This window comes from Elioraea tepidiphila DSM 17972 (assembly GCF_000378465.1).
GTDB classification, from domain to species: Bacteria; Pseudomonadota; Alphaproteobacteria; order Acetobacterales; family Acetobacteraceae; genus Elioraea; species Elioraea tepidiphila.
The window spans coordinates 1-24,743 of sequence record NZ_KB899947.1 but is presented as its reverse complement, the minus strand read 5'-3'; the positions used below and the strand labels follow the sequence as shown (position 1 = coordinate 24,743).

The 24,743-nt window shown below is 72.0% G+C and carries 25 protein-coding genes, 1 tRNA gene, 1 pseudogene and 1 riboswitch; of the genes and pseudogenes, 12 read left to right on the top strand and 15 right to left on the bottom strand.

The features are described from left to right. Positions 1 to 513 (top strand): IS630 family transposase (locus tag F563_RS0120150; RefSeq protein WP_019014056.1); only part of this gene is annotated, 513 nt, incomplete at its 5' end. Positions 514 to 648: 135 nt separating this feature from the next. Beyond that, positions 649 to 1,071 (top strand): CBS domain-containing protein, encoded by a 423-nt coding sequence (locus tag F563_RS0120145; protein ID WP_019016497.1) that lies wholly within the window; start codon positions 649 to 651, stop codon positions 1,069 to 1,071. A gap of 9 nt (positions 1,072 to 1,080) precedes the next feature. Here F563_RS0120145 and F563_RS0120140 read toward each other — a convergent pair whose 3' ends face one another. The 3 genes from F563_RS0120140 to dapD are packed head-to-tail and all read right to left on the bottom strand — an operon-like array spanning position 1,081 to position 3,609. Then, a complete protein-coding gene (locus tag F563_RS0120140) occupies positions 1,081 to 1,647 on the bottom strand; it encodes a hypothetical protein (RefSeq protein WP_019016496.1) in 567 nt (188 codons plus the stop codon). Continuing rightward, on the bottom strand, positions 1,644 to 2,786 hold the full coding sequence (gene dapE, locus F563_RS0120135) for a succinyl-diaminopimelate desuccinylase (protein WP_019016495.1): 1,143 nt from the start codon (positions 2,784 to 2,786) through the stop codon (positions 1,644 to 1,646). The genes F563_RS0120140 and dapE overlap by 4 nt, the downstream gene beginning before the upstream one ends. Then, positions 2,779 to 3,609: a 2,3,4,5-tetrahydropyridine-2,6-dicarboxylate N-succinyltransferase gene (dapD, locus tag F563_RS0120130; RefSeq protein WP_019016494.1), complete on the bottom strand. Its 831-nt coding sequence runs from the start codon at positions 3,607 to 3,609 to the stop codon at positions 2,779 to 2,781. The genes dapE and dapD overlap by 8 nt, the downstream gene beginning before the upstream one ends. A gap of 137 nt (positions 3,610 to 3,746) precedes the next feature. Between dapD and F563_RS23515 the strand changes: the two genes are divergently transcribed. Further along, positions 3,747 to 5,114 carry a sensor domain-containing diguanylate cyclase gene (locus F563_RS23515; RefSeq protein WP_019016493.1) on the top strand — a complete coding sequence of 456 codons (1,368 nt, stop codon included), beginning with the start codon at positions 3,747 to 3,749 and terminating at the stop codon, positions 5,112 to 5,114. Continuing rightward, positions 5,111 to 6,424, top strand: coding sequence for a DUF2336 domain-containing protein (locus F563_RS23510; RefSeq protein ID WP_019016492.1), 1,314 nt, complete (start codon positions 5,111 to 5,113; stop codon positions 6,422 to 6,424). Before F563_RS23515 ends, F563_RS23510 begins: the two co-directional genes overlap by 4 nt. A gap of 13 nt (positions 6,425 to 6,437) precedes the next feature. On the opposite strand, the gene argB is transcribed toward F563_RS23510, so the two are convergent. From argB to rpmH, 6 genes are read right to left on the bottom strand one after another with little or no spacing between them, the layout of a single operon-like run. Continuing rightward, on the bottom strand, positions 6,438 to 7,334 hold the full coding sequence (gene argB / locus F563_RS0120115; protein ID WP_019016491.1) for an acetylglutamate kinase: 897 nt from the start codon (positions 7,332 to 7,334) through the stop codon (positions 6,438 to 6,440). 52 nt (positions 7,335 to 7,386) lie between these two features. Then, entirely contained in the window at positions 7,387 to 8,055 is a 669-nt protein-coding gene (yihA, locus tag F563_RS0120110; protein ID WP_019016490.1) for a ribosome biogenesis GTP-binding protein YihA/YsxC, read from the bottom strand. Continuing rightward, the gene (yidC, locus tag F563_RS0120105; protein WP_342662347.1) at positions 8,052 to 9,833 is read right to left on the bottom strand and encodes a membrane protein insertase YidC; all 1,782 of its coding nucleotides are present in this window, start codon (positions 9,831 to 9,833) and stop codon (positions 8,052 to 8,054) included. Before yidC ends, yihA begins: the two co-directional genes overlap by 4 nt. Further along, positions 9,830 to 10,078 (bottom strand): membrane protein insertion efficiency factor YidD, encoded by a 249-nt coding sequence (gene yidD, locus F563_RS0120100; RefSeq protein WP_019016488.1) that lies wholly within the window; start codon positions 10,076 to 10,078, stop codon positions 9,830 to 9,832. Before yidD ends, yidC begins: the two co-directional genes overlap by 4 nt. Then, the gene (rnpA, locus tag F563_RS0120095) at positions 10,075 to 10,428 is read right to left on the bottom strand and encodes a ribonuclease P protein component (RefSeq protein WP_019016487.1); all 354 of its coding nucleotides are present in this window, start codon (positions 10,426 to 10,428) and stop codon (positions 10,075 to 10,077) included. Before rnpA ends, yidD begins: the two co-directional genes overlap by 4 nt. A 14-nt stretch (positions 10,429 to 10,442) precedes the next feature. Continuing rightward, positions 10,443 to 10,580 (bottom strand): 50S ribosomal protein L34, encoded by a 138-nt coding sequence (rpmH, locus tag F563_RS0120090; RefSeq protein WP_019016486.1) that lies wholly within the window; start codon positions 10,578 to 10,580, stop codon positions 10,443 to 10,445. Between the two features lie 210 nt (positions 10,581 to 10,790). Here rpmH and F563_RS0120085 point away from each other — a divergent pair, with 210 nt between their 5' ends. The 3 genes from F563_RS0120085 (at position 10,791) to F563_RS0120075 (ending at position 14,111) form a co-directional block, all read left to right on the top strand. After that, positions 10,791 to 11,534, top strand: a complete 744-nt coding sequence (locus tag F563_RS0120085; RefSeq protein WP_019016485.1) for a TVP38/TMEM64 family protein — start codon at positions 10,791 to 10,793, stop codon at positions 11,532 to 11,534. Further along, positions 11,527 to 12,975 carry a dihydrolipoyl dehydrogenase family protein gene (locus F563_RS0120080; protein ID WP_019016484.1) on the top strand — a complete coding sequence of 483 codons (1,449 nt, stop codon included), beginning with the start codon at positions 11,527 to 11,529 and terminating at the stop codon, positions 12,973 to 12,975. Before F563_RS0120085 ends, F563_RS0120080 begins: the two co-directional genes overlap by 8 nt. 116 nt (positions 12,976 to 13,091) lie before the next feature. Continuing rightward, the gene (locus F563_RS0120075; RefSeq protein WP_019016483.1) at positions 13,092 to 14,111 is read left to right on the top strand and encodes a patatin-like phospholipase family protein; all 1,020 of its coding nucleotides are present in this window, start codon (positions 13,092 to 13,094) and stop codon (positions 14,109 to 14,111) included. A 3-nt stretch (positions 14,112 to 14,114) separates the two neighbouring features. On the opposite strand, the gene apaG is transcribed toward F563_RS0120075, so the two are convergent. From apaG to metZ, 3 genes are all read right to left on the bottom strand, one after another. Then, positions 14,115 to 14,522 carry a Co2+/Mg2+ efflux protein ApaG gene (gene apaG, locus F563_RS0120070; protein WP_019016482.1) on the bottom strand — a complete coding sequence of 136 codons (408 nt, stop codon included), beginning with the start codon at positions 14,520 to 14,522 and terminating at the stop codon, positions 14,115 to 14,117. Positions 14,523 to 14,525: 3 nt separating this feature from the next. Beyond that, positions 14,526 to 15,143, bottom strand: coding sequence for a LysE family translocator (locus F563_RS0120065; protein WP_019016481.1), 618 nt, complete (start codon positions 15,141 to 15,143; stop codon positions 14,526 to 14,528). 63 nt (positions 15,144 to 15,206) lie between these two features. Further along, a complete protein-coding gene (gene metZ, locus F563_RS0120060) occupies positions 15,207 to 16,430 on the bottom strand; it encodes an O-succinylhomoserine sulfhydrylase (RefSeq protein WP_019016480.1) in 1,224 nt (407 codons plus the stop codon). An 82-nt stretch (positions 16,431 to 16,512) separates the two neighbouring features. Continuing rightward, a riboswitch (SAM riboswitch) is annotated at positions 16,513 to 16,584 on the bottom strand. A gap of 105 nt (positions 16,585 to 16,689) precedes the next feature. On the opposite strand from metZ, the gene F563_RS0120055 reads away from it, so the two are divergent. Beyond that, positions 16,690 to 16,763 (top strand) — tRNA-Gly (locus tag F563_RS0120055). A gap of 4 nt (positions 16,764 to 16,767) precedes the next feature. Here the strand turns inward: F563_RS0120055 and F563_RS0120050 are convergent. Then, a complete protein-coding gene (locus F563_RS0120050; RefSeq protein ID WP_019016479.1) occupies positions 16,768 to 17,859 on the bottom strand; it encodes a mandelate racemase/muconate lactonizing enzyme family protein in 1,092 nt (363 codons plus the stop codon). Between the two features lie 134 nt (positions 17,860 to 17,993). Here F563_RS0120050 and hrpB point away from each other — a divergent pair, with 134 nt between their 5' ends. Next, positions 17,994 to 20,447 carry an ATP-dependent helicase HrpB gene (hrpB, locus tag F563_RS0120045; protein ID WP_425386952.1) on the top strand — a complete coding sequence of 818 codons (2,454 nt, stop codon included), beginning with the start codon at positions 17,994 to 17,996 and terminating at the stop codon, positions 20,445 to 20,447. On the opposite strand, the gene F563_RS0120040 is transcribed toward hrpB, so the two are convergent. Continuing rightward, complete coding sequence (locus F563_RS0120040; protein ID WP_019016477.1) at positions 20,410 to 21,582, bottom strand: MFS transporter; 1,173 nt, start codon at positions 21,580 to 21,582, stop codon at positions 20,410 to 20,412. The two genes, hrpB and F563_RS0120040, sit on opposite strands and share 38 nt — an antisense overlap. Positions 21,583 to 21,772: 190 nt before the next feature. Here F563_RS0120040 and F563_RS0120035 point away from each other — a divergent pair, with 190 nt between their 5' ends. Genes F563_RS0120035 through F563_RS23505 form a run of 3 tightly spaced genes read left to right on the top strand, consistent with a single transcriptional unit; the run spans position 21,773 to position 24,453 of the window. Beyond that, positions 21,773 to 22,453, top strand: coding sequence for a winged helix-turn-helix domain-containing protein (locus tag F563_RS0120035; protein ID WP_019016476.1), 681 nt, complete (start codon positions 21,773 to 21,775; stop codon positions 22,451 to 22,453). Further along, positions 22,450 to 23,979, top strand: coding sequence for a sensor histidine kinase (locus F563_RS0120030; protein ID WP_019016475.1), 1,530 nt, complete (start codon positions 22,450 to 22,452; stop codon positions 23,977 to 23,979). The genes F563_RS0120035 and F563_RS0120030 overlap by 4 nt, the downstream gene beginning before the upstream one ends. Before the next feature lie 51 nt (positions 23,980 to 24,030). Continuing rightward, a complete protein-coding gene (locus F563_RS23505) occupies positions 24,031 to 24,453 on the top strand; it encodes a hypothetical protein (RefSeq protein WP_019016474.1) in 423 nt (140 codons plus the stop codon). 129 nt (positions 24,454 to 24,582) lie between these two features. On the opposite strand, the pseudogene F563_RS24965 reads toward F563_RS23505, so the two are convergent. Beyond that, a pseudogene (locus F563_RS24965) lies at positions 24,583 to 24,743 on the bottom strand (IS701 family transposase); the annotation flags it as partial.

Sequence of the window (24,743 nt, the reverse complement as noted above, 5' to 3'; positions counted from 1 at the left end):
GGTGCCACCATGACGCACGACTACAAGCGCCACGGCACGACGACGCTGTTCGCCGCCCTCGACGTGAAGGCGGGCACCGTCATCGGCCAGTGCATGCTCCGCCACCGTGCCGCCGAGTTCATCCGCTTCCTCCGCCTGATCGACAAGCAGACCCCGGCGGAGCTCGACCTGCACCTGATCCTCGGAGCCAAAGGCGACGCGAAGCGGCACAACTACGCCGCCCACAAGACCGAGGCAGTGAAGCGCTGGCTGGCCCGGCATCCGCGCTTCCATGTCCACTTCACGCCGACCTCGGCCTCCTGGATCAACGCCGTCGAGGGCCTGTTCGCCACGCTGACCAAGCGACGTCTGAAACGCGGCGTCTTCCGCTCCGTCATCGAGTTGAACCAGGCCATCCGGGACTACCTCGACGCCCACAACGCCGACCCGAAGCCCTTCCGCTGGACCGCGCCCGCCGACACCATCATCGGCAAGCACCAGCGCGGGAAACGTCTGCTGGAATCACTCCACTAGGGCCGGTTCCGACTGGTCGGGAGCGGCTCTGGCGGGACGGCCTGCCACCTTGCGGCCGGCCGTGCCGGTTGCGCTGCATCAACCCGCCTGGACGCGCTCCCGTCTATGGAGTCGGCGTGACAACGGAGTGACGCCATGCAGACGCGCTCGATGCACGAGATCGTGCGGAACCAGAAGCCGCTGACGCTGCCGCCGACGGCGACGGTCAAGAAGGCGTGCGAGGCGATGCATGCCCGCCGCGTCGGCGCCGTGCTGGTGGTGGAGCACGGCGACAGGCTCGTCGGCATCTTCACCGGCCGCGACGCCGTGCGCCTGCTCGCCGAGGGGCTGGACGCGGCGCACACGAAGCTCGCCGCCGTGATGACGCGCAATCCCGTCACCATCACGCCGGAGCAGAACGCGATCGAGGCGCTGCGCCTGCTCGGCGATTGCGGCTTCCGCCATCTGCCCGTGGTGAAGGACGGCCACGTCGTCGGCATCGTCTCGCGCTACGACTTCCGCGCCATGGAGCAGGCGCGGATGGACGAGGAGACAGGCTATTTCGAGGTGCTGCGCTGAGCGCGTCCCCTACTGGGCGAGCCCGATGGAGAGCGTCAGCCCGGAGATGAACAGGCCGAGCACGAGGTCGAGGCCGACCACGGCGATCGCGCGCGCTCCGGGGATGTCGAGCGCCTCGCGTGCGACGAACCATTGCAGCCAGAGTACGTAGCCGAGCGCCACCAGGGTGATGAGCTGGCCGAGACCGCGCGGCAGCAGCGCGGCGAGCAGGGCGGCCGCCAGGAACACCAGGATCTGCGCCACGTTGGTCCAGTTCCAGGCGCACACGAACAGCGGCCAGCGATGCAGCCGGTCCATCACGCGCGCAAACGCCAGCATCATCAGCGGCAGCGCGAACCAGCCCACCACGTAACCGATCGCCTCGGCGATCCAGAGCCGCACGGGGTCGGCGCCGGCGACGATCGGCGGCTCGGAGAGCAGCTTCAACGCGAGGAAGAACGGGGCCGCGACGAACAGCGCGACGAAGCTGCGCCACGCGCCGTGCGGCGAGCCGTCCAGCAGCTCGAGGCCGATCCTGCGCCCTCGGGCGAGCAGCGACACCGACGCGACCCCCGCGGCGATGTCGCGCGCACTCACGTGGCGAAGGCGTCCAGCACGCCCTCGTAGACGCGCGCCAGCGCCCGGAGCTCCGCCACCGGCACGCGCTCATCGGCCTGGTGCATGGAGGTGCCGACCAGCCCGAACTCGGCGACCGGGCAGTAGCGGGCGATGAAGCGGGCATCCGAGGTGCCGCCGCCGGTGTCGAGCTTCGGTGTCACCCCGGTCGCGGCCGTGATCGCGGCGACGAGCTTCGCCACCTCAGGTCCGGGCGTGGTCAGGAACGCCTCGCCCGAACAGGAGAAGCTGACCGTGTGGCGTGGCGCCGCCGCATCGATGAGGCGGCGCATCCAGGCCTCGAGACTGGCCGCCGTGTGGCGGTCGTTGAAGCGGATGTTCCACTTCGCCTCGGCGCGCGCGGGGATCACGTTGGTCGCCGGGTTGCCGACATCGACGCTGGTGATCTGGAGCGTGGAGGGCTCGAACCAGTCGGTGCCGGCATCGAGCGGCTGCTCGGTCAGCGCGTGCAGCACGCGCACCAGCCGGTGGATCGGATTGTCGGCGCGCTGCGGATAGGCGCTGTGGCCCTGCGTTCCCTCCACCACCAGCCGCGCGCTCATCGAACCGCGCCGGCCGATCTTCACCAGATCGCCCAGCGTCGCGACCGAGGTCGGCTCGCCGACCAGGCAGAACCCTGGGATCTCCTGACGCTCGGCCATCCACTCCAGCACCTTGACGGTGCCGTCCACCGCCTCACCCTCCTCGTCGCCGGTGATCAGCAGCGAGACGGCGACCGGCGGGGTGCCGCCGTGCCGGTCGAGCCAGCCGGCCAGCGCGGCGACGAACGCGGCGATGTTGCCCTTCATGTCGGTCGCCCCCCGGCCGTAGAGCACCCCGCCGCGCACCTCGGCCGCGAACGGGTTGGACGACCAGGCGGCATCGCCCGCGGGCACCACGTCGGTGTGTCCGGCGAAGCAGAGTGCGGGCCGTCCGGTGCCGATGCGCGCATAGAGGTTGCGCACGCGTCCGTATGTCAGCGCCGTGCACGCGAAGCCGAGGCTGGTCAGCGCCTCGGCCAGCACGGTCTGCGCTCCGGCATCCTCGGGCGTGACGGAGGGGCAGCGGATGAGCGCCGCGGCGAGCGGCAGCGGATCGGCGAGGGAGGCGCCGTCAGTCACGCAGCAGGTCGTTGATCGAGGTCTTGGCGCGCGTCTTCTCGTCCACGCGCTTGACGATCACGGCGCAGTAGAGCGCCGGGCCGGGCGAGCCGTCCGGCAGCGGCTTGCCCGGCAGGGAGCCCGGGACCACGACCGAGTAGGCCGGCACGCGGCCAAGGAACACCTCGCCCGAGGCGCGGTCGATGATCTTCGTGCTGGCGCCGAGATAGACCCCCATCGACAGCACCGAGCCGCGCTCGACGATCACCCCTTCCGCGACCTCGGAGCGCGCGCCGATGAAGCACTCGTCCTCGATGATCACGGGGGCGGCCTGCACGGGCTCGAGCACGCCGCCGATCCCGGCGCCGCCGGAGATGTGGCAGTTCCTGCCGATCTGGGCGCAGGAGCCGACGGTCGCCCAGGTGTCCACCATCGTGCCGGAATCGACATAGGCGCCGGCATTGACGAAGGAGGGCATCAGCACGACGCCGGGGGCGATATAGGCGGAGCGGCGCACCACCGAGCCGGGCACGGCGCGGAAGCCGGCCTCGCGGAAGCGGTTCTCGCCCCAGCCCTCGAATTTCAGCGGCACCTTGTCGTAGGCGCCGGCGGCGGTGTCCATGATTCGGCTGTCGGTCAGGCGGAAGGACAGCAGCACCGCCTTCTTGAGCCACTCATTGACCGCCCAGCCCGCGCCGGTGGGCTCGGCCACCCGCGCCCTCCCCGAATCGAGCAACTCGAGCGCGGCCTCGACCGCCTCGCGCGCCCGCCCCCCGGTCGCGGCATTCAGCCCGGCCCGGCGGTCCCACAGCGCCTCGATCTCGGTCTTCAGCGCGTCAGTCATCGGCGGCCCGTCTCCCCTGTGCGGCGGCGGACGGAGCCTCGCGGCAGGGGCGAGGCCTGTCAACGTGCATGGACGGCAACCCGCCGTTAACGTGGAACAGGGTTCACTGTCGCCGTGCCGACGGACGGAACGCCGCGATGACCCTGGATCTCGCCACCGCTCATTTCGACAGCGCACTGCGCGACGCGCTGCTCGACAGCCGTCAGCGGTGGCGCGATCTGGTCGACATGGCGGCCGATTTCGCCTGGGAGACCGACGCCGAGGGCCGCTTCACCTTCGTCTTCCCCGATCCAGCCCTGGGGTGGTCCGCGAGCGACCTGATCGGCCGCCCGGCCGACGACATTCTCGCCGAGGGTCCCGCCGGCGTGCCGGCGTTCTCGCCCTTCCGCCCCGACCGCCAGCGCCGCGGCGTGCGCGCCTGGCTGCGCCGGGCCGATGGCCGCCTCGCCTGCCTCGCCTTCGCCGGCGTGCCGCTGGTCGATGCCGATGACCGGCTGATCGGCGCGCGCGGGGTGGGCCGCGACGTCACCGAGGAGGAGCGGCGCACCGGTGCGCTCGCCACCGCGCTCAGGCGCGAGGCGCTGATCGAGGCCGTGCTGGCCGAGACCCGCACGGAGGTGCTGGCGAAGGGCATGCTGGCCGGGGCGGCGCGGGCGATGATGCCCGCCCTCGGCGCGGCGGGCTCGGCGATCCTGCGGCGCACCGAGACCGGGTTGACGCCGGTGCTGACCGTCGGCGAGGCGCTGCCTGCGTTGGTTGCCACCGCCGCCGCGCTCGACCGCCAGGCAGGGTCCGGCACGGCCGTCGGCGAGGGGCCGGATGGACGGTCGATCGCCGTTGCCGCCGCGCATCAGCCGGGCGGGGGTGGCGGGCTGCTGGTGATCTGGCGTGCCCCGGGCGTGCGCGGCTGGGACGGCGAGGAGCGCGCGCTCATTCACACCGCCGCCGACGTCATCGGGCTGCTGCTCGCCCAGGAGGCGATGCAGGCCGAGATGCTGCGCCAGGCGCGCACCGATCCGCTCACCGGCCTGCTGAACCGCCGGGCCTTCTTCGAGGAGCTGGAACGCCGCCTCGAACGGCTGGACCGGCAGGGACAGCCCGGGGCCCTGCTGTTCGTCGACCTCGACAACCTCAAGCCGATCAATGACCAGCACGGCCATGAGGCGGGCGATGCGGCGATCCGCGCCGCCGCCGGGCAGTTGCGCGCGGCCGTGCGCCCCTCCGACCTGGTCGCACGGATCGGCGGCGACGAGTTCGCGCTCTGGCTCGACGGCGCGGATGCCAGGATCGCGGTCGGACGGGCCGAGCGGATCATCGCCGATGCGCCGCTGGCGCTCGCGCATCATGCGCCGGGCGGCGACGTGCGGATCAGCCTCTCGATCGGCATCGCCATGCGCGCCCCGGCGACGCGCGAGCCGACGGACCACCTGATGCTGCGCGCGGATGCCGCCATGTATGCCGCGAAGCGTGCCGGCAAGGCCGGCTGGAGCCTGTCAGAGCCATGAGCACGATCCAACGTCCGCTCATGCGGGCGGCCGACTACGAGGATGCCAAGCGGATCGCCCGGTCGGGCACGGCGGCCGAGCGTGCGGCGCTCGCCCAGCGCGGCGACATGGCGCCGGAGCTGCTGTTCTATCTCGCCGCCGATCACGAAAGCGACGTGCGCGTCGCGGTCGCCGCCAACGGCCTGACACCGCCGCAGGCGGACCGGCTGCTCGCCGACGATGCCGACGAGCGCGTGCGGGTGGCACTCGCGCGCAAGATCGCCGCGCTGGCGCCGCAGCTCGACCCGACCAGCCAGGACCGGCTGCAGCGCCTGACCGCCGAGACGCTCGCGCGGCTGGTGCAGGACACGGCGGTGCAGGTGCGCGCGGCGATCGCCGATGTCGTCAAGGACATGCCGGACGCGCCGCGCGAGCTGATCGTCGCGCTCGCGCACGACACCGAGATCCCCGTGGCCGGCCCGGTGCTGGAGCTGTCGCCGCTGCTCTCGACCGAGGACCTGCTCGCCCTCGTCTACGCCCCGCCCGGCGCCGAGACGATCGGCGCGATCGCGCGCCGGCCGCATCTGAACGAGAGGGTGTCCGACGCCATCGCCGAGACCGCGAATTCGCCGGCGATCACGGCGCTCTTGCGCAACAAGTCCGCCCAGATCCGCGAGACCACGCTCGACGCGCTGATCGCGCGCGCCTCCGATCACGTCGAGTGGCACGAGCCGCTGGTGCGCCGGCCGCATCTCTCGGCCCGCGCCGCCCGGGCGCTCGCCGCGATCGTCGCCGAGCACCTGGTGCACGCGCTCTCCACCCGGCCTGACCTCGACGCCGCCACGGCCGAGTTCCTGCGCCGGCAGGTGGTGAAGCAGGTGGCCTGGGGCAGCCCGGCCGTGCCGACCCACCGCTCCGACCTGCCGCTGCCGGTCGATGCCTTTGCCGCCGCCGGCGAGCTGAAGGCGCGCGGACGCCTGACCGAGGCGCACGTGCTGGCTGCGGCCGATCGCGGCGAGGTGCGCATGGTCGCGGCGATGCTGGCGCGCGCGGCCGATGTCGCGCTGTCGGTGGTGGAGCGCGCCGCGAACCTCCGCAGCGCCAAGGGGCTGGTCGCGATCTGCTGGAAGGCCGGGTTCTCGATGCGCGCGGCGGCCAGCGTGCAGGCCCTGCTCGGCCGGCTGCCGCCGAGCGCGATCCTCACCGCCCCCCCGGGCAGTTGGCCGCTCACCGAGGAGGAGATGCGCTGGCATCTCGGCTTTCTCGCGCGGGATGGCGTCGCCGCGCCGCGCGGGCCGGTCCCCGCCGGTGCTCAGCCCGTGCCGGGCTGAGCCGAGGCCGCGCTCAGAGCCGGATCAGCGTGCCCGCGCCCTGCTCGGTGAAGAGCTCGAGCAGGATCGCGTGCGGCACCCGCCCGTCCAGGATCACCGCCGCCTCCGCGCCCGCCTTCACGGCGGCGAGGCAGTGCTCGACCTTCGGGATCATGCCGCCCGAGATCGTGCCGTCCGCCATCAGCGCCTCGGCCTGGCTCGCGGTGAGTTCCGGGATCAGCCGCTGGTCGCGGTCGAGCACGCCAGGCACGTCGGTCAGCATCAGCAGGCGCTTGGCCCTGAGCGCGCCGGCGACCGCGCCGGCGACCGTGTCGGCGTTGATGTTGTAGGTGCGCCCGTCCGGGCCGAGGCCCACGGGTGCGATCACCGGCACGATCTCCGCCCCCTTCAGCGCATTGAGCACGCGCGTGTCGATGTGCTCGGGCTCGCCGACATAGCCGAGATCCAGCACGCGCTCGATGTTCGACTCCGGGTCCCGTTTCGTCCGCGTCATCTTGCGTGCGCGGATCAGTCCGCCGTCCTTGCCGGAGAGCCCGACCGCCATCACGCCCGCCTGGGTGATCAGCGAGGCGACCTGCTTGTTGACGGTGCCGGCGAGCACCATCTCGACCACCTCGACCATCTTCTCGTCGGTCACGCGCAGGCCGTCGACGAAGGTGGACTTGATGTCGAGCCGCTCCAGCATGGCGTTGATCTGCGGCCCGCCGCCATGCACCACCACGGGATAGAGCCCGGAGAGCTGCAGCCAGGCGACGTCGCGGCCGAAGGTGACGGCGAGCTCCTCCTCGCCCATGGCGTGTCCGCCGTACTTGATGACGACGGTCGCCTCATCGTAGCGCAGCAGGAAGGGCAGCGCCTCGGACAGGATCCGCGCCCGCTGTTCGCCCGTGTGCATCCCGCCGCTGTCCATCCGGCCCTCCTCCTCGTGCTGCGCGGGCTCTAGCGGCCGGCGCCGCGCGCGGTCAAGGCAGGGCGAGCGATGCCAGTTCCGCGCGCAACTCCGCGATGCCGGCCCCGGTCTCGGCGCTGGTCGCGAGCACCAACGGATGCGCCGCGGTGTGGGCGCGCGCCACCGCCTGCGTCCGCGCCACGATCGCGGCGAGCGGGCCGGGCTTGACCTTGTCCACCTTGGTCAGCACGAGCTGGAACGCGACGGCCGCCTCGTCCAGCATCGCCATCGCCGCCTCGTCCGCCGGCTTGAAGCCGACGCGCGCGTCGATCAGCAGCACCACGCGGCGCAGGACGGCGCGGCCGCGCAGATAGCCGAACATCGCCCCCTGCCACGCCTCCTTCACGCTCTTCGCCGCCTCCGCATAGCCATAGCCGGGCATGTCCACGAGCGTGAGCCGCCCGGCGAGATCGAAGAAGTTGAGCTGCTTGGTCCGTCCCGGCGTGGCCGAGACGCGCGCGAGCGCGCGCCTGCCGGTCAGCGCATTGAGCAGCGACGACTTGCCGACATTCGAACGGCCGGCGAACGCCACCTCGGGCCCGCGCGGCGGAGGCAACTGGTCGAGCGTCTGCGCGGCGTGCACGAACGCGGCCTCGCCCGCGAACAGCGCGCGGCCTGCCTCGATCAGCGCCGCCCGGGAGGCCTCGTCCGCCGCCTCGGCGAGGCCGCCCGAGGGCGTCACGTCTTGGCCGGCGCCGGCTGCTGCTGCGCCACCTTGCGCATGATCACCCATTGCTGCGCGATCGACAGGAGGTTGTTCCAGGACCAGTAGATCACCAGCCCGGCCGGGAACTGCGCCAGCATGAAGGTGAACACGAAGGGCAGCAGCATGAACACCTTCTGCTGCACCGGATCGGGCGGCGTCGGGTTCAGCTTCTGCTGGAGATACATCGTGATCCCCATCAGCACCGGCCAGATGCCGAGATGCAGGAACCCGCCGATGACCGGGATCACGCTCGGATCCCACGGGATCAGCCCGAGCAGGGTGAAGATGTTCGTCGGGTCCTTGGCCGAGAGGTCCTGGATCCAGCCGAAGAACGGCGCGTGCCGCATCTCGATGGTGACGAACAGCACCTTGTAGAGCGCGAAGAACACCGGGATCTGGAGGATGATCGGCAGGCACCCCGAGACCGGGTTCACCTTCTCGCGCTTGTAGAGCGCCATCATCTCCTGCTGGAGCTTGGTGGCGTCGTCCTTATATTTTTCCTTCAGTTCCTGCATCTGCGGCGCGAGCAGCTTCATCTTGCTCATCGCCTTGTAGGACTTGTTGGCGAGCGGGAAGAACAGCGCCTTCAGAAACAGCGTGAAGATCAGGATCGCCACGCCGTAATTGCCGGTGACCGCGGCCAGCCAGTGCAGCGCCTCGAAGAACGGGCGGGTGAGGAACCGGAACCAACCCCAGTCCACCGCCTTGTCGAGCCCCTCGACACGCAGCGCCACGGCGTAGCGGTCGAGCAGATGCACCTCCTTGGCGCCGGCGAAGAGGTGGCTGCGGCTCGCGGTCTGCAGCCCGGGCCCGATCGTCTTCGGCCCGGCGAGGAAGTCGATCTGATAGCGCGGCTGGCCGCCCTCCATCGGCACGCGCCAGGTGAACGATGCGTCCTGGCTCTGGTCCGGGATCAGCGCGCCGAGCCAGTACTTGTCGGTGAAGCCGGCCCAGCCGCCACGGCCCTCATGCGTGAACGAGGCGCCGCCCCGCTTCTCGGCCTCCTCCCTGGCGCTCTTGTAGGTCTGTTCGGTCAGCCGGCCGCCGAACACGCCGACCAGCCCTTCGTGCAGGATGAAGAACCCCTCGGTCGGCGGGGTATGCTCACGCCGGATCCGGCCCCAGGGGTTCACCGTGATCGTCCCCGCGCCGCTGTTGATCACGCGCTGTTCGATCGTGAACAGGAAGTTGTCGTCGATGCCGATCGCGATCTCGAAGCGCTGGCCCTGGTCGTTGTCCCAGAACAGCGTCACCGGCCGGCCCGGGCCGAGCACCGTCGCGGAGGTCTGCCAGATCGCGTCGGGCGGCGGCACCTGCACGTCCGAACCCACCGCGCTCCACCCGAACTGGGCGAAATAGGCGTCGGGGTTGCCGCGACGCTCCAGCACGCGCACGCGCTCGCTGTGCGGATCGGGGGTCACGCCGAAACGGCGCAGGGTGACGTCGTCGATCACCGCGCCCACCAGGTTGATCGAACCGATCACGCCCGGGCTGTCGATGCGTACGCGCAAGGAGGCCGGCGTCGTGGCCGGGCGCGGCGAGGCCGGCGCGACGCCCGGCATGGGGGCGGCGAGCGGGGTGCCGGGCGCGGCCTCGCGCGCCTGCTGGGCCTCGATCTCGGCCTGCGCCGCGATCTCCGCCTGGCGCGCCCGCTCCGCCTCGCGGATCGGCTGGTTCCACAGCACCTCGAAGACGAACAGGATGGCGATCGAGATCGCGATCGCGAGGATCAGGCGCTTCTGGTCGACCATCATCCGTCCTTGTCGGGCGTGTCGCAGCGGCGCGGCACCGGATCGTGCCCGCCCGCGCACCAGGGGTTGCAGCGCAGGATGCGCCAGGCGGCAAGCCCCGCGCCCTTCACCGCCCCGTGGGTGGCGATCGCCTCCTTGGCATAGGCGCTGCACGACGGCTCGAACCGGCAATGCGCGCCGATCACGGGCCTGAGCGTCCATTCATAGGTCACCACGGCCCCGCGCAGCAGATGCGCGAGCGGGCTCATGGCGCGGCCCCGATCCGGGCGAGGGCCGCGCGCAGATCCTCGACCAGCGCCGGGAACGGACGATCGAGCGTGGCCGCACGGCCGACCAGCACGACGTCCCAGCCCGCGGGTCCGGGGCGCAGCACCGCATCGGCGGCCGCGCGCAGCCGGCGGCGGGCGCGGTTGCGCGCCACCGCGTTGCCGATCTTGCGCGAGCAGGTGAGACCGAGCCGCGTGCCCGGCCGCCCCTCGACCTTCAGACCCTGGACCAGCATTCCGGGCATGGCGTGCTTGCGCCCCTTGGCCGCGACCGCGAGGAACTCGGCGCGTCGCGTCAGCCGGGCGGGGCGTGGACTCGGCGCGCCGATCACCCGATCCGGGGCACTCAGGCGGACAGGCGCTTGCGGCCCTTGGCGCGCCGCGCGGCCAGAACCTTGCGGCCTCCCGGCGTGGCCATGCGCGCGCGGAAGCCGTGGCGGCGCTTGCGGACGAGCTTGCTCGGCTGGAAGGTGCGCTTGGACACGGCTGATACTCCTGCTCGGGGCGCAACAATGCGCGGCGGCCGCATGCTGGGCGATGCGGCGTCCCGTTCGTGCGGGGGCGTATACCGGGCCGCCGCGCCGGGCGTCAATGCCGCGCCGGCGCAGTTCTCGGCTGCGTCGGGCGGGCGGTCGTGAAACCATCGCCTGCCGGCCGCCGAAGGCCGGTCATGTCTGCCGGAGAGGACCGCTCGATGATGACCGCGGACGGGAGGATTCCGTCGCGCCCCGGCTGGAGACGCCTCTGGCCGCTCGCTCTGCTCGGCGGCGCGATCGCCGTCGCGTTCGCGCTGGGGCTCGACCGCCATCTCTCGGCCGAGGCGCTCGCGGCCAACCACGCGGCGCTCGCCGCGCTGGTGCGCGCCAACCCGGCGGTCGCGGCCGGCGGGTTCGTCCTCGTCTACGCCGCGGCCGTGGCCGTGTCGTTGCCGGGGGCGGTGTTCCTCACCCTCTCCGGCGGGCTGCTGTTCGGGCATCTCTGGGGCACGGTGCTGTCGGTGATCGGCGCGACGATCGGCGCGGTGCTGCTGTTCCTCGCCGCGCGCCACGCGCTGGCCGATCTCCTCGCCAGCAAGGCCGGACCGCTGCTCGACAAGGTCCGGCCAGGGCTGGAGCGCGACGGGCTCTCCTATCTGCTGGTGCTGCGGATCGTGCCGCTGGTTCCGTTCTGGCTGGTGAACCTGGCCCCGGCCCTGGTCGGGATGCGGCTCGGCCCCTACGCGCTCGGCACGTTTCTCGGCATCATCCCGGCGACGACGGTGTTCGCCGGGATCGGTGCGGGGCTCGGCGAGATTCTCGCCGCCGGCGGGCGGCCCGACCTCGGCGTGATCCTGTCGCCCGGCGTGCTGCTGCCGCTGCTCGGTCTTGCCCTGCTCGCGCTCGTCCCGGTCGTCCGGCGCCGCATCGCCGCGCGCCGCGCGGAGAAGTCCCATGCCTGAGACGCGCGCCTTCGACCTCGTGGTGATCGGCGCCGGCGCGGCCGGACTGTCGGTGACCGCGGTCGCAGCCCAGCTCGGCGTTCGCGTGGCGCTGATCGAGCGCGGCCGGATGGGCGGGGACTGCCTGAATTTCGGCTGCGTGCCCTCCAAGGCCCTGCTCGCCGCCGCGCGCCATGCGGCCGCGATCCGCGCCGCAGCGCGCTTCGGGGTGACGGCGGGCGAGCCGCAGGTGGACTTCACGCGCGTGCTCGATCACGTCCATCACGCGATCGCCGAGATCGCGCCGAACGACAGCGAGGAGCGCTTCACCGGGCTCGGCGCGACCGTGATCCGCGGCGAGGCGCGCTTCGCCGGTCCCGATACGGTGGCGGTGAACGGCATGACGCTCAAGGCGCGGCGCGTCGTGATCGCGGCCGGGGCGCGCGCCGCCGTGCCGCCGATCCCCGGGCTCGACACCGTGCCCTATTTGACCAACGAGACGCTCTGGCAGAACCGTACCCGGCCGCGCCACCTGATCGTGATCGGCGGCGGGCCGATCGGGCTGGAGATGGCGTTCGCGCATCGCCGCCTCGGCGCGGAGGTCACCGTGCTCGAGGCCGCCAGGATGCTCGGTCGGGACGATCCCGAACTCGCCGAGGGTGCGTTGCTGGCGCTGAAGGATGAGGGAATCGCGCTGCGCGAGGGCGTGCGGATCGCGCGCATCGAGGGCAGCGGCGGCGCGATCGCGGCCGTGCTGGACGCAGGCGGTGGTCGGGAGGAGCGGATCGAGGGCTCGCACCTGCTCATCGCCACCGGGCGGCGGCCGAATCTCGACACGCTCGACCTCGACCGGGCCGGGATCGAGACGACGAGGCTCGGCGTGAAGGTCGATCGCGGCCTGCGCAGTGTCTCCAACCGCCGCGTCTACGCGATCGGCGACATCGCCGACATCGACGGGATCGGGCCGCGCCAGTTCACCCATGTCGGCAGCTACCACGCCGGGATCGTGGTCCGCTCGGCGCTGTTCCGTCTGCCGGCGAAGATCGATTACGCCGCGCTGCCGCGCGTCACCTACATCGCCCCCGAACTCGCCCAGGTGGGGCTGACGGAGGCGGAGGCGCGCGAAGCGGGGCACCGCGATCTGGCGATCCTGCGCTGGCCGCTCGCCGAGAACGACCGCGCGATCGCGGAGGGAACCACGCGCGGGCTGGTGAAGGTGGTGGCGACGCCGAAGGGACGCATCCTCGGCGCCGGCATTCTCGCCCCGCACGCAGGCGAAATGATCGGCATGTGGGGACTCGCGATCACGACCGGCGCGAAGCTCTCGACCGTTGCCGGCATGATCGCGCCCTACCCCACGCTCTCCGAGGCGGGCAAGCGCGCAGCCGGCCAGGCTTTCGTGCCGAAGCTGTTCGCGCCGATGACCAAGCGGCTCGTTGCCCTCCTGCGCCGGCTCGGCTGACCTTCCCCCACTCATCGCTTGAATCGGTGGGCGATGCGGGGCTATCCCGGATGCGCAATGGAGGACCGAATGCGGGACGATCGTGAACCTGCGCCCATGGGCGGCGGCGCCATGCGATGAGCGCGAACACGAAATACGTGAACATCGCCCTCCAGGGTGGCGGCGCGCATGGCGCATTCACCTGGGGTGTACTTGATCATCTGCTTGAGGATGGGCGGCTCACGTTCGACGGGCTCTCCGGCACCTCGGCCGGGGCGATGAACGCGGCGCTGATGGTCCAGGGGCTGATCGAGGGCGGCCGCGAGGCGGCACGCGCCAAGCTCGCCGCCTTCTGGGGCCGCATCGCCGACGCCTTCGCCTGCTCGCCGCTGCGGCCGAGCCCGATCGAGCGGTTCCTGTACGGCTACGATCTGACCTTCACCGCGGGCTATCTTGCCTTCGACGCGGTGACGCGCACGCTCGCGCCGGTGCAGTTCAATCCCTTCGACCTCAACCCGCTGCGCGACATCCTCGACGATCTGGTCGATCCCGACACGCTGCACGGCTGCACGCAGCATCGGCTGTTCATCAGCGCGACCAATGTGCGCACCGGGCGGAACCGCGTGTTCACCGAACGCGAGGTGACGATCGACGCGCTGCTGGCCTCGGCCTGCCTGCCGCATCTCTACCGCGCGGTGGAGATCGAGGGCGAGGCATATTGGGATGGCGGCTACATGGGCAATCCCGCGCTCTGGCCGATGTTCTACCGCTGCACCGCACCGGACATCATCGTCGTGGAGATCAACCCGATCCACCGCCCCGACGTGCCGGACACCGCGCCCGAGATCATCAACCGGGTGAACGAGATCAGCTTCAACACCGCGCTGATGTCGGAGATGCGCGCGATCGCCTTCGTGCAGAAGCTCCTGGATCAAGGCGCGGTCGATCCGGCGCGCTACAAGCGGTTGAACATCCACAGCATCAATGCCGAGCAGGCCATGGCGCGGTTCAATGTCTCGACCAAGTTCAACGGCGATATCGGCTTCCTGAGCGAACTGCGCGACCTCGGCCGCGAGGCGGCGCGCGCCTGGCTCGCGCGCGCGTTCGACATGGTCGGTGTCGGATCCTCGGTCGATCTGCGTGCGCGCTATCTCTGAGGTTCAATGCAGCCGGATCGGCTGGTGCGGACTGTCGAGCGAGAAGGTCGGGATCACCACGTCGAACAGCTCGCCCGTGTCGCGCACGACCATGTGGTAGAGCCCCGACATGAAGCCCGAAGGCGTGCCGAGCGGCGTGCCCGAGGTGTATTCGAACTGCTCGCCCGGGGCGAGCACCGGCTGCTCGCCGACCACGCCCGGTCCGTGCACGCGCTGCACGCGCCCGGCTGCGTCCGTGATCGTCCAGGTGCGGCGGAGCAGCTGCACCGTCTCGCCGCCCTCGTTGCCGATCGTCACGCGATAGGCCCAGACGAAACGGTTCTCGTCCGGCGCGGATTGCTCGTCGAGGAACCGGGCGCACACGCTGACGCGGATGCCGCGCGTGACCTCGGTGTAATCGCCGCTCGCCATCCCTCAGGCGCGGCGCATCGCCGCGGTCGCCACACCGGCGCCGATCAGCATCGTGCCGCCCGCGCGATTGACGAAGCGCCGCACCGCAGGCCGCCGCACCGCCCCGGCGAGCTGGCCGGCGAGCAGGGCGTAGAGCGCCGCGTTCGCCGCCGCCATCACGACGAAGGTCGCGATCAGGATCGCCGCCTGCGGCGCGAAGGCCGCACCCGCGACGATGAACTGCGGCACGAAGGCGACGAAGAAGGCGATGCTCTTGGGGTTCAGCGCGGTGACGACATAGGCGTCGCGCATCGCGCGAATGGCCGGCAGCGCGACCGCCGCCGCGTCCTGCTCCGGCACCTTCGCGCGCCACAGCGACACGCCGAGCCAGACGAGATACGCCGCGCCGAGCCACTTCACGATCGTGAAGGCGGTCGCCGAGGTGGCGAGCACCGCGCCGAGCCCGGCGAGCGAGAGCGTCATCGCCGTGAGGTCGCCGAGCGCCACGCCCGCAACAAGCGGGAGTGCGCCGCGCCGTCCCGCGCCGAGCGACTGGCCGATCACCAGCAGGATGGTGGGGCCCGGGATCGCGAGCACCACCGCCGAGGCGGCGACGAACGCAAGCCAGATTTCGAACGTCATGCACCAGTCCTTCCGGGTCGGCCGCGCGACTCTGCCATCGTGGCGAGCCGGCGCAAGCCCCGGCTACTCGGCAGCGCGGGCGAGTCCCGTGGCGGCAAGCGCGCGGGCGAGATCGTCGATCAGGTCGCGCACATCCTCGAGCCCGACCGAGAGCCGCACCAGCCCGTCGCCGATGCCGAGCCGCGCCCGCTCCTCGGCGCCGATGCGCATATGCGTTGTGGTCGCGGGATGCGTGATCAGGCTCTTCGCGTCGCCGAGGTTGTTGCTGATGTCGATCAAGGAGAGCGCGTCCATGAAGCGGAACGCCGCCTCCTTGCCGCCGGCAAGCTCGAAGCTCACCACCGTGCCGCCGGCCGACATCTGCCGCATCGCGAGCGCATGCTGCGGATGGTCCTTGCGCGCCGGATAGAGCACGCGCGTCACCGCGCTCTCGCCGGCGAGGAAGTCGGCGATGCGCGCGGCCGAGCGGCACATCGCCTCGAGCCGCACCGGCAGCGTCTCCAGCCCCTTCAGCATGGTCCAGGCGTTGAACGGGCTGATCGCCGGGCCGGTGTTGCGGATGAAGGGCTGAAGCGTCTCCTCGATCCACGTCTTCCGCCCCAGCACCGCGCCGCCGAGGCAGCGGCCCTGGCCGTCGATGTGCTTGGTGCCCGAGTAGATCACCACATCCGCGCCGTACTCGATCGGGCGTTGCAGCAAGGGGGTGGCGAACACGTTGTCCACCATCACGACCGCGCCCGCGTCATGCGCCAGCGCCACGACGCGTTCCAGATCGATGATGTCGAGACAGGGATTGGACGGCGTCTCCAGCAGCACCGCGTTGGTCGGCCAGGAGAGCGCCTGCTGCCACTGCACGATGTTGGTGCCGTCGACGAACACGGTCTTGATGCCGAACTTGGGCAGCAGCGTGGAGACGATCCAGTGGCACGAGCCGAACAGCGCGCGGGAGGCCACCACGCGGTCGCCCGCCTTCAGATGCGCGAGCAGCGCGGCGTTCACCGCCGCCATGCCGGTCGCGGTGGCGCGGCACGCCTCCGCGCCTTCGAGGGCTGCGAGCCGCTGCTCGAACATGGTCACGGTCGGGTTGCCGAAGCGCGAGTACTGGTAGTGATCGGCCTCGCCGAGGAAGGTCGCCTCCGCCTGCGCGGCATCGTCGTAGACGAAGCCCGAGGTGAGGTAGAGCGCCTCCGACGTCTCGCCGTGCGGGCTGCGCATCAGGCCGCCGCGGACCGCGGTGGTGGCGGCACGGTGCGTCGGCGCGTAGGTCAGTCGGGGACGGTCGGTCATCGGACCCTCTCATGTTGGGTCCGGCCCTCGGAGACGCGAACGGCGACCCGTCCGCTGGCCTCTTTAGCCGGGCGGCGATGCACCGGCATCGCCCCCCGTCGCGCTTGTTTCACCTCGCCGCAAGCCGGCCGGACAAATCACGAGGGCGGGTCGCCCCGCGCCCCGTGGCTAGGCCGCGCAGCGGGCGAAATCAAGATGCCGGCCCGCGACGGGGCGCACTTGAAGGGGGGCGGGGCTGCGCCCTATACATCAGGGACGTGCGGGTATGATGTAATGGTAGCCTGTCAGCTTCCCAAGCTGAATGCGCGGGTTCGATTCCCGCTACCCGCTCCAGCCCTCAGCCGGTGCTGAATGGTGCCAGCGCGGCGGTGTCGAAGGCGACACCGTGGCCGGGCCGCTCGGGCGCGATCGCGCGTCCCTCGACGATCCGCATGGGCTCGGCGATGAAGCGGTCGAGCCCGAAGCCGTGCACCTCCAGGTACGACCGGTTGGGCGCGGCGGCGAGCAGATGCACGGTCAGGTCGTGCACGCCATGGGAGGTCACTGGCAGGTTGAACGCCTCGGCCAGCGCCGCGACCTTCATGAACACGGTCACACCGCCGACGATCGCCACATCGGGTTCGGGGAAGGTGACGCCGCCCGCCGCGATCAGCTCCTTGAACTCCCAGAGCGACTTGAGGTTCTCCCCGGCCGCGATCGGGTGTCCGCCCTCGCGCACGATGCGCGCCTGGCCGGCGATGTCGTCGGGGATGGTGGGCTCCTCCAGCCAGACGAGGCCATAGGGCTGGACCGCGCGCGCGGCCCGGATCGCCTCGTCCGCGCTCCAGCGCATGTTCGCATCCGCCATCAGCGCGAAGTCGTCGCCGAGATGCGCGCGCATCGCCGCGACACGCTCGACATCCTGACGCAGCGACGGACGACCCACCTTCATCTTGATCGCGCGGAAGCCCTGGGCCTGGAAGTCGTCGGCCTGGGCGAGCAGCCGGTCGAGCGGGAAGTCGAGGTCGATGCCGCCGGCATAGCAGGGCACGTGCGGGTCGAACCCGCCGAGATGGCGCCAGAGCGGGGCGTTCGCGCGCTTCGCCGCGAGGTCCCACAGCGCGATGTCGATCGCCGCGACCGCGAGGCTGGTCTGCCCGCCGCGGCCGCCGAAATGCAGCCGCCACCACATCGCCTGCCAGATCGCCTCGATCCGCTCCGCGTCCTGGCCGATCACCACGGGCGCGAGGTCGTGCTGGATCAGCGCCAGCACGGCCGCGCCGCCCGAATCGACCGTGTAGGTGTAGCCGAGCCCCGTCGCCCCATCGGCATCGGTCACGGTGGCCGTGATGAGCTGGAAATGGGTGATGGTGTGGTGCGTGCTGTCGGAGAGCGCGACCGGCAGGGGGATGCGATAGAGGGCGGCGTCGAGGCGTTCGATCGTGCTCATGCGGTCACCTGCCGTGTCGAAGCGGTTGCGGACGCAGACGCTGCGCGTCCGGCCCGCGGTACCGCCCTGGCGGGCGGCTGTCGAGCCACCCCCGCGGTGCGCGCCGGTTCCAGATCGCGCGCTGCCGCCCCACCATGGCGCCGATGACCGATCGTCCGCTTCCCGCCGAGGCCGCCGCGCTGCCCGTCGCCGAGGCGCTGCCGGCGCTGCTCGGCGCGCTTGAGCGCGGCAACGCGGTGCTGGTGGCGCCGCCCGGCGCGGGCAAGACCTCGGTCGTGCCGCTCGCGCTGCTGCACGCGGCCTGGCGCGCGCCGGAGGCACGCATCCTCGTGCTGGAGCCGCGCCGGGTCGCGGCGCGCGCGGCGGCCCGCCGCATGGCGTCCCTGCTCGGCGAACAGGTCGGCGGCACGGTCGGCCTGCGCACGCGGCTCGACGCCGCCGTCTCGGCCGCGACACGGATCGAGGTCGTCACGGAAGGCCTGCTCGTGCGCCGGCTGCACGCCGATCCCGGCCTCTCCGGCATCGCCTGCGTGGTGTTCGACGAGGTGCATGAGCGCTCGCTCGATGCCGATCTGGCGCTGGCGCTGACGCGCGACCTCCAGGCGGTCCGGCCGGAGCTGCGTCTGGTCGCGATCAGCGCCACGCTGGATGGGGCCGCCTTCGCGCGGCTGCTCGATGCGCCGGTGATCGAGAGCGCGGGAAGGATGTTCCCGGTCGCGGTGCGCTGGGCCGCCCGCGATGACGATCCCCGCGACCTGCCCGAGCGCGCTGCCGCGACGGCGCAGCGCGCGCTCGCCGAGACGTCGGGCGATATCCTCGTGTTCCTGCCCGGCATGGCCGAGATCCACCGCGCCGAGGCGGCGCTCGCCGACGCGCCGGCCGTCGTCCGCCCGCTGCACGGCGAACTCCCGCCCGAGGCGCAGGATCTCGCGCTCCGCCCGGACGCCGACGGCCGGCGCAAGATCATCCTCGCCACCGCGATCGCCGAAACGAGCCTCACCGTCGAGGGTGTGACTGCGGTGGTGGACAGCGGCTTCCGCCGCGCGCCGCGCTTCGATCCGGGCTCGGGGTTGACGCGGCTCGCCACCGTGCGGATCAGCCGCGCCGCCGCCGAGCAGCGCGCGGGCCGCGCCGGGCGGCTGGGCCCCGGCGTGGTGTTCCGGCTCTGGACCGAGGCGGCGCATCGCGGGCTCGCCGCTTCCGACCGGCCGGAGATCCTGGAGGCCGACCTGGCGCCGCTCGCGCTCGATCTCGCCGCCTGGGGCGCCGATCCTTCGGCGCTGCCGTTCCTCGATCCGCCGCCCGCGGGCGCGCTCGCGGCCGGACGGGAGCTGCTCCGCACGCTCGGCGCGCTCGATGCGACAGGCGCGATCACGCCGCGTGGCCAGCTGATGGCGCGGCTCGGCGCGCATCCGCGGCTCGCGGCGATGATGGTCGCGGCGCGCGAGCGGGGCGAGGCCGAGGCCGCGCTTGCCGCCGAACTCGCCGCCGTGTTGGAGGAGCGCGACCCCCTGCGCGGCGCGGACGCCTCCGCCGACATCCGGCTCCGGCTCGGCCGGCTCGGGGGCGCGGCGGCGCGCGCGGCGGCGCAGTACCGGCGCCGTCTCGGTGTGTCCGCGCGCGACGGCGATCCCGACCATGCCGGTGTGCTGCTCGCCGCGGCGTTTCCCGACCGCATCGCGATGGCGCGCGGCGCGCCCGGCGCGTTCCTGCTCGCGAATGGCCGAGGCGCGCGGCTTTCGCCCGCCGACCCGCTCGCGCGCGCGCCGTTCCTCGCGGTCGCGGCGCTCGACCTCTCGGGGACGGATGCGCGCATCCGCCTCGCCGCGCCGCTGGCACGCGCCGAGGTGGAGACGCTCGCGGCCGCGCGCATCGCCACCACCGAGGACGTCGCCTGGGACGACCAGGCCGGCGCGGTGCGGGCGCGGCGGCGGCGCGTGCTCGATGCGCTCGTGCTGGACGAGACGCCGATCGCCGATCCCGAGGCGGCGCTGGTGGCGCGCGGGCTCTGCGCGGGGGTGCGGGCGCGCGGCCTCGGCGTGCTGCCGTGGACGCCGGCGGCACGCAACCTCCAGGCGCGCGTGGCGCTGATGGCGGCGCATGAGCCCGGCTGGCCCGATCTCGCCGACGCGGCGCTCGCCGCCACGCTCGAGCACTGGCTGGCGCCGCAGCTCGCGGGTGTCCGCAACCTCGGCGAACTCGCCCGGCTCGATCTCGCCGCGATCCTGCGCGGCCTCCTGGGCTGGGAGCGCGCCGCGTCGCTCGACGCCGCGCTGCCGACGCATCTCGCGCTGCCGCACGGGCGGGCGATGATCGACTACACGCGCGATCCGCCGACGGTCTCGGCGCGTGCGCAGGCGCTGTTCGGGCTGGCGGCGACACCGCGCCTCGCCGGCGGGCGCGTGCGGGTGCAGATCGAATTGCTCTCGCCGGCCGGGCGACCCATCGCCGTGACCGGCGATCTCGCGGCGTTCTGGCGTGGCGGCTGGGCCGAGGTGCGCAAGGCCATGCGCGGTCGCTACCCCAAGCACGCCTGGCCCGAAGACCCCTCTACGACCGCGGCTCCCGCCACAGCCAGGCGCCCATGACCACCGCAGGCAGCGCGAACACCGCCCAGGCGATCCGGTAGCCCGTTGCGAGGGCGACCAGCCCGAACAGCGGCGGCAGCACGATCTGGCCGATCTGGGCGAAGAACAGCACCCCGCCGGTGACCGAACCGGCGCGGCCCGGCGGCGAGAGCCGGGCAACCTCGGCAAGCATCAGCCCGTGGAAGGCCATCACGGTGGCCGAGTTCAGCACCAGCGCGCCGAGCACGATCAGGTCGGAGGCGGAAGCAGGCAGCATCGCCATCGCGCCGAAGGCGGCCGCGGTGCCGAAGCCGATGCCGGCCAGCAGGCGGCGCGGCGCCACGAACCGCCCGCCGAGCCAGCCCCAGAGGATGCGGCCCGGGATCGCGACCAGGGTGGCGATGCTGAACAGCCCGCCGGCGGCGGCGAGGCTTCGCCCCTGCGCCTCGACCAGGAACACGACGATGAAGGTGGTGTGCACGAATTGCAGGCCGACATAACAGATCGCCATCGCGGTGATCGTGCCGACCCCGGGGCTCCAGGCGGAGCGGATGGTCTCGCCGACCGCGCTGAGCCCGAGGGCGGCGGCGGGGTCGCGGTCGGTGTCGCAGCGCGCGCGCCAGGGCTCCAGCAGGATGGCGAGGACGATGCAGAGCAGCGCACAGAGGCCGAGCGAACCGCGCCAGCCGGCGACCGCGGCGAAGGCCGGGGCCAGTGCGCCGGTCATCGCCACGCCGAGCGGCACGCCGGTCTGCTTGATGCTGAAATAGAGCGGCTGCTGGCGGCGCGGCACCACGCGGGCGAGCACGTGCGAGGAGGCGGGCGTCGAGACGGTCGAACCGAGCCCGACCAGGAAGCCGCCGACCGCGATCGCGATGACACCGGCCGGCGCGCCCAGGGCGACGCCGAGCCCGGCGATCGCCAGCGAGACCTGGCTCACCCGGAACCCGCCATAGCGCCGCAGGAACCCGCCCACGCCCACCGTGCCCACCATGGCGGCGGCGGCGGCGAGCGCTGTGTAGCTGCCGGCATGCGACGGATCGATGCCGAGTTCCGCGCCGATCGGCGGCGCCAGCACCGGCACGACCCCGCGCGTGAAGGTCGCGAAGGCCTGCTGCACCAGCATGGCGAGCGTGGCGGTGAGGGCAAGCGACACGGCCGGAACCCGGTGGCGGAGGGTGCCGCCACCCTACGCGGGTCATGCTGCGGTGCAACCCCGCGCCGCCGCGGCGCTCCGGCGGCGCAATACGGCCGTGTCCGAGACGACGTTGGGGGAGACCCCGCTGGCCGGATATACTGCGCGCGGCGGCGCCGCCGCCCTCCGACCACTCACCTTGGAGCGCCTGATGCGCATCCTGCTCGTTGAAGATGACAAGGACGTCTCGCGGTTCGTCGCGAAAGGACTGAAGGAAAGCGGCCACGTGATCGACCAAGCCGACAACGGCCGCGACGGCCTGTTCCTCGCCGCCTCGGAGAACTACGACCTGATCGTGCTGGACCGGATGCTGCCCGGCGGCATGGACGGGCTCAGGCTGCTGGAAACCCTGCGCGCCACCGGCTCGAAGGTGCCGGTGCTGTTCCTTTCCGCCCTCGCCCAGGTCGATGACCGCGTGAAGGGGCTGAAGGCGGGTGGGGACGACTACCTCACCAAGCCCTTCGCCTTCACCGAACTGCTCGCCCGGATCGAGGCGCTCGGCCGGCGGTCGCGCGGCGAGGGGCCGGTCACACGGCTCGCGATCGCCGATCTCGAGATGGACCTGCTCGCGCGCAGCGTGAAGCGTGCGGGCCGCACGATCGACCTGCAGCCGCGCGAGTTCCGCCTGCTCGAGTTCCTGCTGCGCAACGCCGGCCAGGTGGTGACGCGCACCATGCTGCTCGAGGCGGTGTGGGACTATCATTTCGATCCGCAGACGAACGTGATCGACGTCCACGTGTCGCGACTGCGCCAGAAGATCGATCGCGGCTTCGCCTTCCCGCTGATCCACACCGTGCGCAACGCCGGCTACATGCTGCGCGCCGACCAGTGAGCCTGTCCGCGCATCCGCCGAAGCGCGCGGCCGATGGGCCGCTGCTTCGGCTGGTGCGCTCGCTCGGCTTCCGGATCGCGGCCCTGCACGCCGTGCTGCTGATCGCCTCCGGCGCGGCGCTCGGCGGGTTCTTCTGGTGGAACACGGCCGGCTACCTGAACCGCCAGGTGGACCAGTCGCTGCGCAACGACGTCGCGCTGATGACCGCGCGCTTCGAGGACGGCGGAATCGACGCGATCATCCGCACGATCGCGCAGCGGCTCGCCGAGGATTCGGACGAGGAGGAGGTCTTCCTGCTGGTCGGCCCCGACGGTCGATCGCTGGCCGGCAATCTCGAATCCTGGCCGGCCGGCATGCCGCTCGACGCGCAGTGGATCGAATCGCCGATCGAGCATGATGGCATCAAGTCCACCGGACGCCTCTATGGCATGGAACTCGCCGGCGGTTACCGGCTGATCGTCGGGCGCGATGTGGCGAACCGGCTGCGCCTGCGCGAGCTCGTTGCCGATGCGGTGCTGTACGGCTCGGCGCTGGCCGTGCTGCTGGCGGGACTGGGCGGCGTGCTGGTGCAGCGTGTCTTGCAGAGGCGGATCGACCAGGTGGCGGTGACGGCGGTGGCGATCGGCCACGGCGACCTGTCGCGTCGGGTGCCGCTGACCGGTGCCGACGACGAGTTCGACCAGCTCGCGCGCATCTTCAACGGCATGCTCGACCGGATCGGCGGGCTTATGGACGGCGTGCGGCAGGTCTCGAACGCGATCGCGCACGATCTGCGCACGCCGATCGCGCGCACGCGCGCGCGGCTCGAGGAGTCGCAGCGCGAGGCGACGGACGAGGCGGAGCTGCGCGCGGCGATGGAGCGTGGCATCGCCGAACTCGACGGTATCATCGCGGTGTTCCAGGCGATCCTGCGCATCGCCGAGATCGAAGCCGGCGCACGGCGCTCCGCCTTCGCGCCGTTCGATCTCTCGGCGCTGCTTGCCGATGCAGCCGAGCTCTACGAGGCCGTGGCGGAGGAGAAGGGGGTCCGGCTGGAGGCCGAGCCGACGGCGGGGCTCGCCATGGTCGGGGATCGCGACCTCGTTCTTCAGGCGGTCGCCAATCTGCTCGACAACGCGATCAAGTTCACACCACCCGGCGGTCGCGTGCAGCTCGGCGCTTCGCGCGGCGACGAGGTCGTGGAGATCGTGGTCGCGGACACCGGACCGGGGATTCCGGAAACCGAACGCCCGCGCGTGACGGAGCGCTTCTATCGCGCCGAGACGAGCCGGGGCACGCCGGGCTCGGGTCTCGGGCTGACGCTGGTCGAGGCGGTGGCGCATCTGCACGCCGGCACGCTCGAATTCGGGGGCGACCCGGAGGGCGGGCCGGGGCTGCGCGCGGTGCTGCGTCTCGCGTCCGGCGAGGTGCCCCGGCATGGGCGCGCGGGCGAGGTGCAGCGGCGGCGCGCCGCGAGCGTTGCGCAGGAGGCACGCCTGGAGCGCGTGCCGGCCGCGGCGACGATGGACGGGCAGACATCGGGCTGAAACACGGCGCACGCAGACAACGCGTCCGTGCAACGTTTTGGAGTCTCCTCCGTGTCCAAGCTGCCTCTGCTGTTCCTTGCAACGGCTGCCGCCTGCCTGCTGGCCGGCGTCGGCATGGGGATCGCGATGGGGATCACCCACGACTTCTCGCTCAGCCCCGTGCATGCGCATCTGAACCTGCTCGGCTGGACCTCGCTCGCGCTGATGGGCCTGACCTTGCGGGCCTATCCTGAGCTCCTGCGGAGCCGGCCGCTCGCCTGGGCGCAGTATGGACTTTCGGCCGGCTCGGCGCTGATCTTCCCGGCCGGCATCTACCTCGCGGTCACGCAGGATGCGCCGGGTGTGGCGATCGCGGCCTCGCTGGTGTGGTTCGCCGGTGTCGTGCTGTTCCTGGCGCGGCTCGTGGGGTTGCTGGTCGCGCACGACAGCGCGGTGACGACGGTGTCGGCACGCCTCAACCCGTTGGCAGGCTAGCACTACTTTGGCAAAGTGGCCATGAATTTGACGGCGAGGCTTTGGCTGCAGTGCGGACATCGGCGGCTGTGGGGGCCGAAGAGATGCTGCTGCAAGGCGCGTCTGACGGCGGGAAGGCTCGGCTCAGGCGGCGGTCCCGGCGGCTGGTTTTTTCCCCCCTTTCGCCGCAGCGAGCCGCTGGGCTTGCAGGAAGGCGTAGGCGATCATCGTCATCAGCGCGTGGCGGTGCCGCCCGGCCCATGATCGCCCCTCGAAGTGATCGAGGCCGAGTTCCTCCTTCAGCTGCTGGT

Coding starts and splice junctions, on each gene's coding strand:
- F563_RS0120145 (WP_019016497.1), top strand. CDS start 649: ATGCAGACGCGCTCGATGCACGAGATCGTGCGGAACCAGAAGCCGCTG.
- dapD (WP_019016494.1), bottom strand. CDS start 3,609: ATGACTGACGCGCTGAAGACCGAGATCGAGGCGCTGTGGGACCGCCGG.
- F563_RS23515 (WP_019016493.1), top strand. CDS start 3,747: ATGACCCTGGATCTCGCCACCGCTCATTTCGACAGCGCACTGCGCGAC.
- F563_RS23510 (WP_019016492.1), top strand. CDS start 5,111: ATGAGCACGATCCAACGTCCGCTCATGCGGGCGGCCGACTACGAGGAT.
- argB (WP_019016491.1), bottom strand. CDS start 7,334: ATGGACAGCGGCGGGATGCACACGGGCGAACAGCGGGCGCGGATCCTG.
- yidC (WP_342662347.1), bottom strand. CDS start 9,833: ATGATGGTCGACCAGAAGCGCCTGATCCTCGCGATCGCGATCTCGATC.
- yidD (WP_019016488.1), bottom strand. CDS start 10,078: ATGAGCCCGCTCGCGCATCTGCTGCGCGGGGCCGTGGTGACCTATGAA.
- F563_RS0120085 (WP_019016485.1), top strand. CDS start 10,791: ATGATGACCGCGGACGGGAGGATTCCGTCGCGCCCCGGCTGGAGACGC.
- F563_RS0120080 (WP_019016484.1), top strand. CDS start 11,527: ATGCCTGAGACGCGCGCCTTCGACCTCGTGGTGATCGGCGCCGGCGCG.
- F563_RS0120075 (WP_019016483.1), top strand. CDS start 13,092: ATGAGCGCGAACACGAAATACGTGAACATCGCCCTCCAGGGTGGCGGC.
- apaG (WP_019016482.1), bottom strand. CDS start 14,522: ATGGCGAGCGGCGATTACACCGAGGTCACGCGCGGCATCCGCGTCAGC.
- F563_RS0120065 (WP_019016481.1), bottom strand. CDS start 15,143: ATGACGTTCGAAATCTGGCTTGCGTTCGTCGCCGCCTCGGCGGTGGTG.
- metZ (WP_019016480.1), bottom strand. CDS start 16,430: ATGACCGACCGTCCCCGACTGACCTACGCGCCGACGCACCGTGCCGCC.
- F563_RS0120050 (WP_019016479.1), bottom strand. CDS start 17,859: ATGAGCACGATCGAACGCCTCGACGCCGCCCTCTATCGCATCCCCCTG.
- hrpB (WP_425386952.1), top strand. CDS start 17,994: ATGGCGCCGATGACCGATCGTCCGCTTCCCGCCGAGGCCGCCGCGCTG.
- F563_RS0120035 (WP_019016476.1), top strand. CDS start 21,773: ATGCGCATCCTGCTCGTTGAAGATGACAAGGACGTCTCGCGGTTCGTC.